At 64.4% G+C, this 11,930-nt stretch carries 12 protein-coding genes; 6 read left to right on the top strand and 6 right to left on the bottom strand.

Annotated elements, in window-relative coordinates; all coding sequences use genetic code 11:
* Positions 1-5: 5 nt before the first annotated feature.
* Positions 6-428: a hypothetical protein gene (locus F812_RS0109180; RefSeq protein WP_020085677.1), complete on the bottom strand. Its 423-nt coding sequence runs from the start codon at positions 426-428 to the stop codon at positions 6-8.
* Positions 429-433: 5 nt separating this feature from the next.
* Entirely contained in the window at positions 434-1,669 is a 1,236-nt protein-coding gene (gene rlmN / locus F812_RS0109175; protein WP_051113805.1) for a dual-specificity RNA methyltransferase RlmN, read from the bottom strand.
* A 336-nt stretch (positions 1,670-2,005) separates the two neighbouring features.
* Here rlmN and hisS point away from each other — a divergent pair, with 336 nt between their 5' ends.
* From hisS to F812_RS0109155, 4 genes are all read left to right on the top strand, one after another.
* Positions 2,006-3,496 (top strand): histidine--tRNA ligase, encoded by a 1,491-nt coding sequence (gene hisS, locus F812_RS0109170; protein WP_020085675.1) that lies wholly within the window; start codon positions 2,006-2,008, stop codon positions 3,494-3,496.
* Positions 3,497-3,709: 213 nt separating this feature from the next.
* Positions 3,710-4,891, top strand: a complete 1,182-nt coding sequence (locus F812_RS0109165; protein WP_020085674.1) for an ATP phosphoribosyltransferase regulatory subunit — start codon at positions 3,710-3,712, stop codon at positions 4,889-4,891.
* On the top strand, positions 4,891-5,589 hold the full coding sequence (hisG, locus tag F812_RS0109160) for an ATP phosphoribosyltransferase (protein ID WP_020085673.1): 699 nt from the start codon (positions 4,891-4,893) through the stop codon (positions 5,587-5,589). Before F812_RS0109165 ends, hisG begins: the two co-directional genes overlap by 1 nt.
* A 218-nt stretch (positions 5,590-5,807) precedes the next feature.
* Positions 5,808-6,092: a hypothetical protein gene (locus F812_RS0109155; protein ID WP_020085672.1), complete on the top strand. Its 285-nt coding sequence runs from the start codon at positions 5,808-5,810 to the stop codon at positions 6,090-6,092.
* Between the two features lie 142 nt (positions 6,093-6,234).
* Here the strand turns inward: F812_RS0109155 and F812_RS0109150 are convergent, their stop codons facing one another.
* The 4 genes from F812_RS0109150 to F812_RS0109135 form a co-directional block, all read right to left on the bottom strand.
* A complete protein-coding gene (locus F812_RS0109150; protein WP_020085671.1) occupies positions 6,235-6,465 on the bottom strand; it encodes a BQ00720 family protein in 231 nt (76 codons plus the stop codon).
* A gap of 232 nt (positions 6,466-6,697) precedes the next feature.
* Positions 6,698-7,129, bottom strand: a complete 432-nt coding sequence (locus F812_RS0109145; protein WP_026867983.1) for an Hsp20 family protein — start codon at positions 7,127-7,129, stop codon at positions 6,698-6,700.
* A 168-nt stretch (positions 7,130-7,297) separates the two neighbouring features.
* On the bottom strand, positions 7,298-8,101 hold the full coding sequence (locus tag F812_RS0109140; protein ID WP_156827339.1) for a hypothetical protein: 804 nt from the start codon (positions 8,099-8,101) through the stop codon (positions 7,298-7,300).
* A 391-nt stretch (positions 8,102-8,492) separates the two neighbouring features.
* Positions 8,493-8,888 (bottom strand): VOC family protein, encoded by a 396-nt coding sequence (locus F812_RS0109135; RefSeq protein ID WP_026867982.1) that lies wholly within the window; start codon positions 8,886-8,888, stop codon positions 8,493-8,495.
* Between the two features lie 148 nt (positions 8,889-9,036).
* On the opposite strand from F812_RS0109135, the gene F812_RS0109130 reads away from it, so the two are divergent.
* Complete coding sequence (locus tag F812_RS0109130; RefSeq protein WP_020085667.1) at positions 9,037-10,569, top strand: acyl-CoA carboxylase subunit beta; 1,533 nt, start codon at positions 9,037-9,039, stop codon at positions 10,567-10,569.
* A 216-nt stretch (positions 10,570-10,785) separates the two neighbouring features.
* The gene (locus F812_RS0109125; protein WP_020085666.1) at positions 10,786-11,634 is read left to right on the top strand and encodes a class I SAM-dependent methyltransferase; all 849 of its coding nucleotides are present in this window, start codon (positions 10,786-10,788) and stop codon (positions 11,632-11,634) included.
* Positions 11,635-11,930: the final 296 nt, after the last annotated feature.

Genomic DNA, 11,930 nt, shown 5'->3' with positions numbered 1-11,930 from the left:
AGCGCTCAAGCGTTGCGCCCGGCCAGGAGCCAGTAGATCAGCCCGCCCGCGAACCCGGCCGTGGCGAACACCTGCCAGAGTGCAGGCAGCGAGTACGTCATGGCCGAGGTATCGATGCGGGCCAGAAGCGGAATGATGGCGAGCGCCAGCCCCCCGCCCACCATGTAGTAGAGCCAGGAGCGGATGCGCGCGACTTCGCCCACGATCACCACCAGCAGCGCGGGAATGAGGGTTGCGCCCGAGGCGATGATGGTGCCCTGCCAGACCACGTCGTAGGCGGCCGAGATCGTATCCGTCTCGTCGAGGTTGTGAACCGCGTGTGTGATGGTTTCGAGCCCGAGCGTCACCAGCACGAACATCGCCCCACAGGCGGCGAGCAGGAACGCGATCGGAATCCAGATCATCCGCCCGAGGGTCTTGAGCACCATGCCGCTCAGGCTCCCGTTCCGGCGGAGGGCTCCGGCGTCGTCTCGGCGGCTTGCCGATCTCGCGCCCTGAGCTTCACGCTTTCGCTCTTGAGCTGGCCGCAGGCAGCGAGGATGTCGCGCCCGCGCGGGGTGCGCACGGGGCTCGCATAGCCCGCCTTGTTCACGATGTCCGCGAAGCGCTCGATGGTCTCCCAGTCCGAGCACTCGTAGCGCGAGCCCGGCCAGGGATTGAACGGGATGAGATTGATCTTGGCGGGAATGCCCGCCAGCAGCTTCACCAGGGCCTTGGCATCGGCCGGGCTGTCGTTCACGTCCTTCAGCATCACGTATTCAAAGGTGATGCGCTTGGCGTTGGAGGCGCCGGGATAGCTGCGGCAGGCGTCCAGAAGCTCCTTGATCGGATACTTCTTGTTGATCGGCACCAGCTCGTCGCGAAGCTCGTCGCGCGTCGCATGCAGCGAGATCGCGAGCATGGTTCCGGAAAGCTCGCCCCAGCGGGCGATTTCGGGCACGACGCCGGAGGTCGAAAGCGTGATGCGCCGCTTGGAGAGCGAGATGCCTTCTCCGTCGGAGGCGATGTCCATCGCCTCCCGCACATTGTCGAAATTGTAGAGCGGCTCGCCCATGCCCATCAGCACGACATTGGTGATCTTGCGTTCGCCAGCCGGCAGAAGGCCGGTGTCGTCCGGGCGTGCGGCACCCGGCCAGTCGCCGATGCGGTCGCGTGCCAGCAGGATCTGGCCGACGATCTCGGCCGCTTCGAGATTGCGCACGAGCCGCTGCGTGCCGGTGTGGCAGAAGCTGCAGGTCAGCGTGCAGCCCACCTGCGACGAGATACAGAGCGTGCCCCGGTCGCTCTCCGGGATGTAGACGGTCTCGATCTCGGGCGCGCGGGCCTCGTGTCCGCGCCTGGGCAGCCGGAGCAGCCACTTGCGCGTGCCGTCCACGGAGACCTGCTCGGCCACGATCTCGGGACGGTCCAGCGTGTAGCGGGCCTCGAGCTCCCCGCGCAGATCCTTCGAGACGTCCGTCATCTGGTCAAACGACGTCGCGCCGGTGATGTAAAGCCAGCGCCAGAGCTGGATCACGCGCATGCGGAGCTGCTTCTCGGGCACCCCGGCAGCCGCCAGCGCCTCCCGCAGCCGCTCGCGGCTCATGCCGGCAAGCGTCGGCTTGAAGGGAGCCGTGGCGCTCGCCTCTGCTCCGCTCTGACGTGGTGTCTGATCCAAAACCAGTGTCATCGCCTTCGCTTCAAATAACTCCAACGCCGCTGTTTTCTTCGTCATCCCGGCGTAGGCCGGGATCCAGAGCACGTCCGGAGGAGAACGCCGGTTGCCTCCACGAGACGAAGCTGGAGGCTGGCCTCCGCCAGCATGACGTCTGGGGGAAGAGGGTCTGCTTAAGCAAGCACGTTGAGACAGGACCCTATGTAGCGGCTTCGCGCCCGCTTCGGAAGCCCGCTTGCCTGCGGCCCTCTGGTAACCTTTTCCCCGCCCGCCCTGTCCGCTATAAGGCGCCACGCGCTGAAATCGGCATTTTCCTGCGCATCAGCAACTCTCGAAGCAAAGAACCGACGCATGGCCAAGAACGACAAAGACGCTCCCAGACGGCCGACGGCGCGCCTTCCCAAAGGCATGCGCGACATCGGCCCGGCGGAGCTGCGCCAGACGCAGGCCATGCTGGAGACTATCCGCACCGTCTACGAGCGCTACGGCTTCGAGCCGCTCGAGACCCCGGCGTTCGAGTACACGGACGCGCTGGGCAAGTTCCTGCCCGACAGCGACCGTCCGAATGAGGGCGTCTTTTCTTTTCAAGACGAAGACGAGCAGTGGCTTTCTCTGCGCTATGACTTGACCGCGCCGCTGGCCCGCTACGTCGCCGAGAACTTCCAGGATATGCCTAAGCCGTTCCGCCGCTATGCCACCGGCTCCGTGTTCCGAAACGAGAAGCCGGGCCCCGGCCGCTTCCGCCAGTTCACGCAGTTCGACGCCGATACGGTTGGGGCCGAGAGCGTCGCGGCCGACGCCGAGATGTGCATGCTCGCCGCCGACACGCTCGAAGCGCTCGGCATCCCGCGCGGCCAGTACGTGGTGAAAGTCAACAACCGCAAGGTGCTGGATGGCCTGCGCGAGGTCGTAGGCCTGACGGACGAAGCGAGCAACGCCCGTTGGCTGACCGTCATGCGTGCGCTCGACAAATTCGACCGCCTCGGCATCGACGGCGTGAAGGCTCTGCTCGGCCCTGGCCGCAAGGATGAGAGCGGCGACTTCACGAAGGGCGCCGAGCTCGACACGGCCGCCATCGTCACAGTCACCTCGATCTTCGAGGCCCACAGCAACGTCGAGGACAAGCTCGCCCAGTTAGGCCAGCGTTTTGGCAACAGCGAGATCGGGAAACAGGGCCTCGGCGAGCTGCAGACGATCTGGTCGCTCGTCTCCGCGGCCGGCTATGGCGACGGACGCATTGCCATCGATCCCTCCGTCGTCCGCGGTCTCGAATACTACACCGGCCCCGTCTTCGAGGCGGAGCTTCTGATCCCGGCAAAGGACGAGAAGGGCAACCCCGTCCGCTTCGGCTCCGTCGGCGGCGGCGGCCGTTACGACGATCTCGTCGCCCGCTTCACCGGCCAGAAGGTTCCGGCCACCGGCTTCTCCATCGGCGTCTCGCGCCTCCAGGCTGCTCTGAACCTGATCGGCCGCGCGCCCCCACCAGCGCTGGGACCGGTCGTAGTCACGGTCATGGATAAGGACCAGATCCCGGCCTACCAGAAGATGGTGCAGACGCTCCGCGAGGCGAACATCCGCGCCGAGCTCTATCTCGGCAATCCGAAGAAGTTCGGCCGCCAGCTCGAATACGCCGACAAGCGCGGCGCCCCGGTCGCCGTCATCCAGGGCTCGACCGAGCGTGAGGCCGGGCAGGTCATCCTGAAAGACCTGATCGAGGGCGCCAAAGCAGCCGCCGCCATCAAGGACAACAAGGAATGGAAGGAGGCCCGTCCTGCCCAGGTTTCCGTGCCCGAAGCCAACTTGGTCGAGGCGGTCCGGGAAATCTTGGCCAGACACGGCTAGCTGCAGGCGCGTGGGGGATTGACGGATCACAGTGCGCCTCTACCTCCGGACCCCTAACCCTCTCTCGCGAACAACATTGCCCCTGTCAGCGAAATGCAGGACGCCCTATGTCAGGGTGCAAGGGGATGATCATCTTTACCATGTAGCTCTCCTCTGACGCCCGCCTTTCCCCTTCCGGGGACAAACCAAAAACGACGAACCCGACGAGATCCGATGCCCGCTGAGACGGCGAAACATTTCGAGGCGCTGGAGGCCAGCTCGCAGACCCTGCTCTCCGTGTTCACGCGGGCAGGCTTCGAAGCTGTCTCACCCGCCATCATCCAGCCCGCCGGCGTCTTTCTCGATGTGGTGGGCGAGACGCTGCGGGCGCGCACCTACGTTTTCACCGATCCGGACGGTGACGAGCTGTGCATGCGTCCAGACCTGACGGTGCCGACCTGCCGTCTCCATATCGAGCGCCATCCAGAGGGCAACGTCGCCGCCAAATACAGCTACAACGGTCCGGCCTTCCGCTTTCAGCCGCAGGGCAGCGGCCACGCTCACACGCGCGAGTTCCGTCAGACCGGCATCGAGGCGTTCGGCGAAGCCAATCGCGAGCGCGCGGAGGCTGAGATCGTCGCGACCATCGTGGCCGGCCTCGATGCGGCGGGCCTCACCAACTACACGCTTCGCTTCGGCGACCTCGGCCTGCTCCGCGCCATTCTGAAGGCGGCGGACATGCCGTCGCGCTGGCGCCAGCGCCTCATGCACCTGTTCTGGCATCCGGAAGCCTTCAAGGCCGAGCTGAGGCGCCTGACGCTGGAGCCCGGCGCCGCCTCCGCGCAGATTCCAAAAGCGCTGCGCGACGTGCTCGATCCCGATAATCCCGCGGCCGCCGAAGCCGCCGTCGCAAGCTATCTCGAAGCCAACGGCATCGAGCCCGTCGGGCTGCGCTCGACGGCCGAGATCGCGGAGAACCTGCTCGGCCGCGTGGCTGATGCGCGATCCGATCCGCTCTCGGAGAAAACCGCGCAGCTCATCGCAAGCTATGTGGCGATCGTCGCGCCCGCCCGCTCCTCCGCGCGCCGCATTCGCGAATTGGCGACGCTGATGGGCGTCAACATCGAAGCGGCCGTCGGCGCCTACGAGTGGCGGCTCGAGCTGATGTCGCGCGCAGGCGTCGATCTCGATCGGGCCGAGTTCTCGGCGGAGTTCGGCCGAGCCCTCGAATACTACACCGGCTTCGTGTTTGAGGTCGTGAACCCAAGCCTCGGCCGCAAAAGCCCGGTCGCTGGCGGTGGCCGTTACGATCATCTCGTCAAAGCCGTCGGCGCCGCCGAAGATGTGCCAGCAGTCGGCGCCGCCATTCACACCTATCGCCTCCTTGCTGCCCTCAACAACGGAGGCGCGTCCTGATGTCCGACAAGCTGATCTTGGGCGTGCCCTCCAAAGGGCGCCTCATGGAGCAGACCGCGGAAGCCTTCGCGGCCGCCGGCCTCACGTTGCGCAAGACCGGAAACGAGCGCGGCTATCGCGGCGAGGTGGTGGGCTTTCCCGACATCGAGGTGGCCTTCATCTCGGCATCAGAGATCGCCTGGTATCTGAAGACCGGCCGTGTGCATCTCGGCGTCACAGGCGAGGATCTCGTGAGCGAGCAGATGTCGGATGCCGCTTCCCGCGTCACGTTCCTGAAGAAGCTCGGCTTCGGCCGCGCCGATGTCGTGGTGGCCGTGCCGGATTGCTGGATCGACGTCCGCACCATGGCCGACCTCGCTGAGATCGCGTTGCCTTTCCGGCGCGCGCACGGCCGCTGGTATCGCGTCGCGACCAAGTACTTGAACATCACGCGGCGCTTCTTCGCCGCCAAGGGGCTCTCCGACTATCGCATCGTAGAGAGCCTCGGCGCGACGGAAGGCACGCCCGCGGCGGGCACCGCCGAGTTGATCGTCGACATCACCACCACCGGCACCACCCTGGCCGCCAACGGCTTGCGCGTTCTGGACGACGGCGTTGTGCTGCGGTCTGAGGCCAATCTGATCGCCTCGAACGCTGCCGAGTGGTCGCCCGCGACGCAGGCCGCGATGAACGAGATCGCCGCCCGCATGACGGCTTGAGGCCCCGCGCCTCCCCACTTCCCCCGTCTCCGCTCAGAAAAAGCTACGGCGTGTGCGGATGTTATGAGCCGCGCCACCGGCTGCCACGTTTCCGACGCGCCAAACGAGTTGAATTTTCCTGCCGCCTCGGTTCACATTCAGGCCGGGTTCATGAGGGGTGTTCTAGGGATAGGAACGATCCTGCACGAGGATCGGCAGAGAAGGGGATTGGTAGGACTATGCTCACACCGCGTCTCTCAGCAGCAGCTTGCCTCACGGCGCTCGTGGGCGTGGCGGGGCTCGCGTCCGGCGCAAGCGCGCAGGCCAATTGCGACACCTATGGCAAGCTCGCGATTCAGCAGCAGCAGGAAAACGTAGCGTTGAAATGCGGCTTTACCGGTCCCGAGTGGAGCCCGGATCTGAAGGCGCATGTCGCGTGGTGCGGCGGCGTCGGCCCCGACCAGTGGAAAGTGCAGCTTCAGAAGAGGAAGCAGCAGCTCGACGCCTGCAAGGCCAAGGGCTAGTCCGCCCCAACTCCACGAGAGAAGCTCGAACGACAAAGGGCGAGCCTTGCTCCGCAAGGCCCGCCCAAGTTGTTATTGGAGTTGCGTGATCCAAAACGATGAAAAGGCGTCAGGCCGGGTGGCCTGACGCTCGCAGGGTCGTTCAGTGCAAACTGGCGATCTCGAGCTCGCCATCCATGGCGTGGCTGAGAGCCGCTTGCCGTGTATCGGTCAGCGCGATCGGCGTGCCGTCGGCGGCATGCAAGGCAAAGAGGTTGATGCCGCGAGGCAGATCTTCGATCGCGGGAAACATACGGAGCGCTTCGTCGGAGGACAGGGTTTTGATGTAAGCCACCTGTCCGCCACCGAGCCTGGCCAGCTCGATCTCGCTCATTACCGGGGCTACAGCAGGCCGCGAAGCGCGACGCCGCTTAGAGGTATTCTCCTTCATGACGCAACTCCTCCTCTCTCGAGGCATTCCAACGTCATGGTAACGAGGCAGGCGGTCAAAATCCTTCGCCACCGAGACCATGATCTTACGATTCTAGAAGCTTGGCTGTAGCGGACGGGCACCTAGCTGAGGCGAATCAAACGTCCCGGCTTTGGCTTCGCGTCGAAACGCCGCATCAATCCTTTCCGGCACCGATCTCGATCTTTCTTACGAGCCGGTGGGGCTCGTGTCGGACGAGGTCGATAGCCAAGAGCCCGTTCGAGAGCTCCGCGGACTGCACTTCGATGCCGTCGGCCAGGACAAAGGTCCGGGTAAACTGCCGCGTTGCGATTCCGCGATAGAGATACTCGCGGGATTTGTCATCCTGTTGGCGTCCGCGCACGGTGAGCTGATTGTCCTCGACGACAATCTCGAGCTGATCGCGTGTGAACCCGGCGAGCGCGATTGTGATGCGGAGCTTTTCCCTCGCTCCGTCAGCAGCGCCTACACGTTCGATGTTGTAAGGGGGGTAACCCTCATTTCCACCCTTGCCGGTACGATCGATGAGACGTTCGATCTCCTCGAACCCCAGCAATAGCGGGTTGGACAGCACAGATAACCTGCTCATGGACACGAAAGCCCTTTCGATAAGCGACCTTCTTCTTCCTTAAACGCGGCGGCATCCTGTTGGATCTCCGCCCTCCGGCCCCTTTCAGGCTCCGGATCTCTGATATGCAACAGATATGGGATGGAAGCGTCGCTATTCAAGCGGGGAGCTGACCCGCGTCTGCAACCCTCAGGCGCTGGATTTGAGGGCCGCGCCGGCGTCGATCCGGGCGGGCTCGAGCACCGCGCGGAGCAGCGTGGCTTTGCGCTCGAGATGGCGGGTGACGCTGTCGAGCAAGTCCGGATTTTTCTGCGGCCGGGCGATGGCGGCGATCAGCACGCCTTTGAGCTCGTCCAGCGTGTCGCGAAGCGCGCTGTGGGTGCGCGCCATGGCCTCGTCCCGTAGCAGCGAGGGATCGCGCCCCGGAAGGGCAATCCGGCGTGAAGGGCGCGTCCACCGCACGGGCTTGCCCTCTTTCAGGAACCGCCCATAGGCCGCCATCACGTAGCGTCCCAGCTCTGTCAGGGCCACCGTGGCGCGTGCAGGGCGGAGAACGCCGGGCGGCCCCTCTCCCTTTGGCATGGCCACGGGCGCCACGAGACCGGCTTTTCCGAGCGACAAGGCAGCCCGCCGCCGGGCCGCGCTAAGCGAGCGCGACATCCCGGGCTCCGTCACGACGAACACGCCGCCAGCCGAAGCAGCGAGCAGAACCTCCCGCTCCCGTTGTCCGAGGCGGAGGTGGCGCAGCGCATCCCGGCCGCTTTCGAACGCAACCCGGCAATGGCCGCAGGGGGCCAGCGACTGGACCCACGCTTGCGCCTCGTCTCCGGAGGGCGCGAGCGATCCGAACAGAGCCGCAAGCGCCGGGCAGGATACGCCGCTGCGTGGGCAGGCGAGGGATGAGAGGACCCCGCCAGGAGCCTTGGCCGGCACCGGCACAGTATGATGTGCCGCCCCTGCAACGTTTGATGCCTTCGGCACGAGATGGTGCACGGCTTCCCTCTGACATCCCTGGTGGGCACGAGACGATTCAGGCCCCTGGCACCAGACGAGTCAGTATGAGCTGCATCGGCAAGCGAAAGGCATGAAACGATACGATGAGTCAAAGAGTTACTGGCATTTGCTGATGCGGAGCTTGCGCTTTGCGCCTGCCGAAACGCCGCGTGAGCCGCGCACGCGGCGCTTCCAAACCCGGCCTCCGCCGCGGCGATCATGGGAGAGACTGCCCGGTCGCCCGAAAACGGCGGATCCCGGGTGATGGTGAAGCCGTGCTTCGCGGATCCGGCCGCGGGCGAGACACGCCCCTTGAGAAAGGCACGCGGCAGAGGTTCACTTCCGCTGCCCGCTGCCCGCTGCCCGCTGCCCGCTGCCCGCTGCCCGCTGCCTACTTGAACCGGCCGCCCTTCTCGAGCACCTCGATCTTGTAGCCGTCCGGATCCTCGATGAAGAAGAACCGGCCGAACGGCTTCCCCTCATGGGTCATCTGTTTGATATCTTTGGGAGAATACCCAAGGCCAGCGATCCGGGTATGCTCCGCCTCGAGATTGTCGACCACGAACGCCAGATGCCCATAGCCGTTGCCGAGATCGTAGGGCTCCGTGCGGCCCTTGTTGACCGTGAGCTCCACCTCGAAGTCGGCTTCCGGGTTGCTAAGGTAAATGAGCGTGAAGTCGGCGAAGTCCACCCGCTGGGCGACCGAGAGCCCGAAAACCTGGGAGTAGAAGGCGACGCTCCGGGCTTCCTCGAGCACACGCACCATCATATGGATTGCTTTCGCCACGGAAGGTCTCCTTGCTCGTTGTTGCAACTCTCTGGCTTCCGAACGAGCCGCGAGGTCGCATACGTCCATTGGCTGGCCGCCGGGGGCTGTGCTATCCCACGCCCAACCACATCCTGTCACCGGACATTTACATACGGGGAACGTCTCAATGAAGGAAGTCATCGAGGAGCTTGAGCGCCGGCGCGATAACGCCCGTCTGGGTGGCGGAATCGCCCGCATCGACGCCCAGCACAAGCGCGGCAAGCTGACCGCCCGCGAGCGCATCGAGCTCTTGATGGACGAGAACTCCTTCGAGGAGTTCGACACCTTCGTCGAGCATCGCTGCACCGAGTTCGGCATGGAGAAGACCAAGGTTCCGGGCGACGGCGTCGTTACCGGATGGGGCACCATCAACGGCCGCGTGGTCTACGTCTTCGCCAAGGACTTCACGGTGATGGGCGGCTCGCTCTCCGAGACGCACGCCCGCAAGATCACCAAGATCCAGGACATGGCGCTCAAGAACCGCGCGCCCATCATCGGCGTGTTTGATGCCGGCGGCGCGCGCATTCAGGAAGGCGTCGACGCGCTCGGCGGCTACGGCGAAGTGTTCCAGCGCAACGTGCTCGCCTCGGGCGTGATCCCGCAGATCTCCGTCATCATGGGCCCCTGCGCGGGCGGCGACGTCTACTCGCCCGCGATGACGGACTTCATCTTCATGGTGAAGGACACGAGCTACATGTTCGTGACGGGTCCTGACGTCGTGAAGACCGTGACCAACGAGACCGTGACGGCCGAGGAGCTCGGCGGCGCCAAGGTCCACACCACCAAGTCGTCCATCGCCGATCGTGCTTATGAGAACGACGTCGAGGCGCTCTTGCAGATGCGCCGGCTGTTCGACTTCCTGCCGTCCAACAACCAGTCCGGCGTGCCCGCGCTGCCAACCTCCGACAGCCCCGACCGGCCGGACTATTCGCTCGATACGCTGATCCCCGACAACCCGAACAAGCCTTACGACATGAAGGAGCTGATCCTGAAGGTCGTGGACGAAGCGGACTTCTTCGAGATCCAGGAAGCCTACGCCAAGAACATCGTAACCGGCTTCGCGCGCATGGAAGGCCGCACGATCGGCATCGTCGCGAACCAGCCGATGGTGCTCGCAGGCGTGCTCGACAGCGATGCCTCGCGCAAGGCTGCCCGCTTCGTGCGCTTCTGCGATTGCTTCGAGATTCCGATCGTGACCTTCGTCGACGTGCCGGGCTTCCTGCCGGGCACCGCGCAGGAGTACGGCGGGCTCATCAAGCATGGCGCCAAGCTGCTGTTCGCCTACGCCGAGGCCACCGTGCCGAAGGTGACGCTCATTACCCGCAAGGCCTACGGCGGCGCTTACGACGTGATGAGCTCGAAGCACATCCGCGGCGACGTGAACTACGCCTGGCCCTCAGCCGAGATCGCGGTCATGGGCGCGAAGGGCGCAGCCGAGATCCTCTATCGCGCCGACCTCGGCGACCCGGTCAAGATCCAGGCCCGCATCGACGAGTACCAGAAGCGCTTCGCCAATCCGTTCGTGGCCGCCGAGCGCGGCTACATCGACGAGGTGATCCTGCCGCACGGCACCCGCCGGCGTATCTGCCGCGCGCTCAATATGCTGCGCAACAAGACCCTCGAGAACCCCTGGAAGAAGCACGACAACATCCCGCTCTAAGCGGGGCAGGGGCATCGACCGGCATAGGGAAAGGGCGAACGAGAGTTCGCCCTTTTTCCGTGTGGCGGCTGTCTGTGTACGCAGATGCCCCCTACGTCAGGAGCGCCATTTCTTGAACTCACCGGGCTCGCCCGGTAACCTCGGCCCCGTTCAGGAGCTAATCAACGGGGCCGCGCGCCGCCGAACGGAGGCGTGTACCCCTTCGAGGGGTTTTACATGTCGGAATTGAGGTCGCACGAGCGGCCGACGTGCGAGGTCTGCCAGCAGACCGGCGCGACGGTCGTGCACAAGTATACGCGTAGCCCATGGCCAGTGGTTGCCTGCAACTCCTGCGGCTTCGTCTATCTCGGCCTCGTGCCGGACTATGAGGACCTTTCGGTCACCTACGCGTGGGAGAAGCAGCACGCGGAGGAGAAGGAGCGGCGGAAAAAGAACAAGCTCGCTCGCTTCGACGCGCTGACGCGCTTTCGCCTGAAGCTCGGCAAGGTGATTGATCGCGCCCGCCACGAGCGCGCCGTCGGGCCGGAAGGCCGTGTGCTGGAGATCGGCTGCGGAGGCTCCACCCGCATTCCCGACGGACCGACCCCCTACGGCATCGAGATCAGCGAGGGCCTGAGCCAGAAGGCCAGGCCCATTTTCGAGGCTCGCGGCGGCACCGTCTATCATGAGCCTGCCACCAGCGGCATCGAGCGCTTCGAGGAAAACTTCTTCGACGCCATTCTGATGCGCAGCTATCTCGAGCACGAGGCACAGCCGCGGCTTATTCTCGAACGCGCTTTCAAGCGTTTGAAACCGGGCGGCACGATCCTGCTGCGCTCGCCAAACTACAACTCGGCCAACCGCTTTATCATGGGCTCACAGTGGTGCGGCTTCCGCTTTCCCGACCACGTCAACTATTTCACGCCCCGCTCCCTCAAGGCGCTGGCCGCGAGCATCGGCTACGAGTTCCGCTGGATGAACTGGATGTCGTTGTTCGACGACAATCTCATCGTTGAGCTTAAGAAGCCGGTCACCGCATTTGTGCCGGGGCCAAGCGCACGTCCCGTCGAGGCACAAGTGGCCTGAGCCCAACGCTCTCGGGTCATAGGCTCATACGTGTTCTAACCAACAATTGTTCAGACGTAGGATAGAGAATCTTCATTCCGCAGCGCAATACTGAGCAAGTGAGAATTGATCTCTTGCCAAAGAGTTCTACATCATAAGGAGATGACCATAGTCCTGCTGCACTTGATCTTGCGCAAAGGCGATATCGGGAGGCGTTGGGACAATGGTGGCCTACTATCGTGTGGTATGTGCGTCCGCGATCGTCGTTGATGATCGACAGGCCACAGCCTCCCGATGCGGATTGTTGCCCGCGCACA

The sequence above is a fragment of the Hyphomicrobium zavarzinii ATCC 27496 genome (assembly GCF_000383415.1).
Lineage (GTDB): Bacteria > Pseudomonadota > Alphaproteobacteria > Rhizobiales > Hyphomicrobiaceae > Hyphomicrobium_C > Hyphomicrobium_C zavarzinii.
This window is presented reverse-complemented; position numbering and strand designations above follow the sequence as displayed.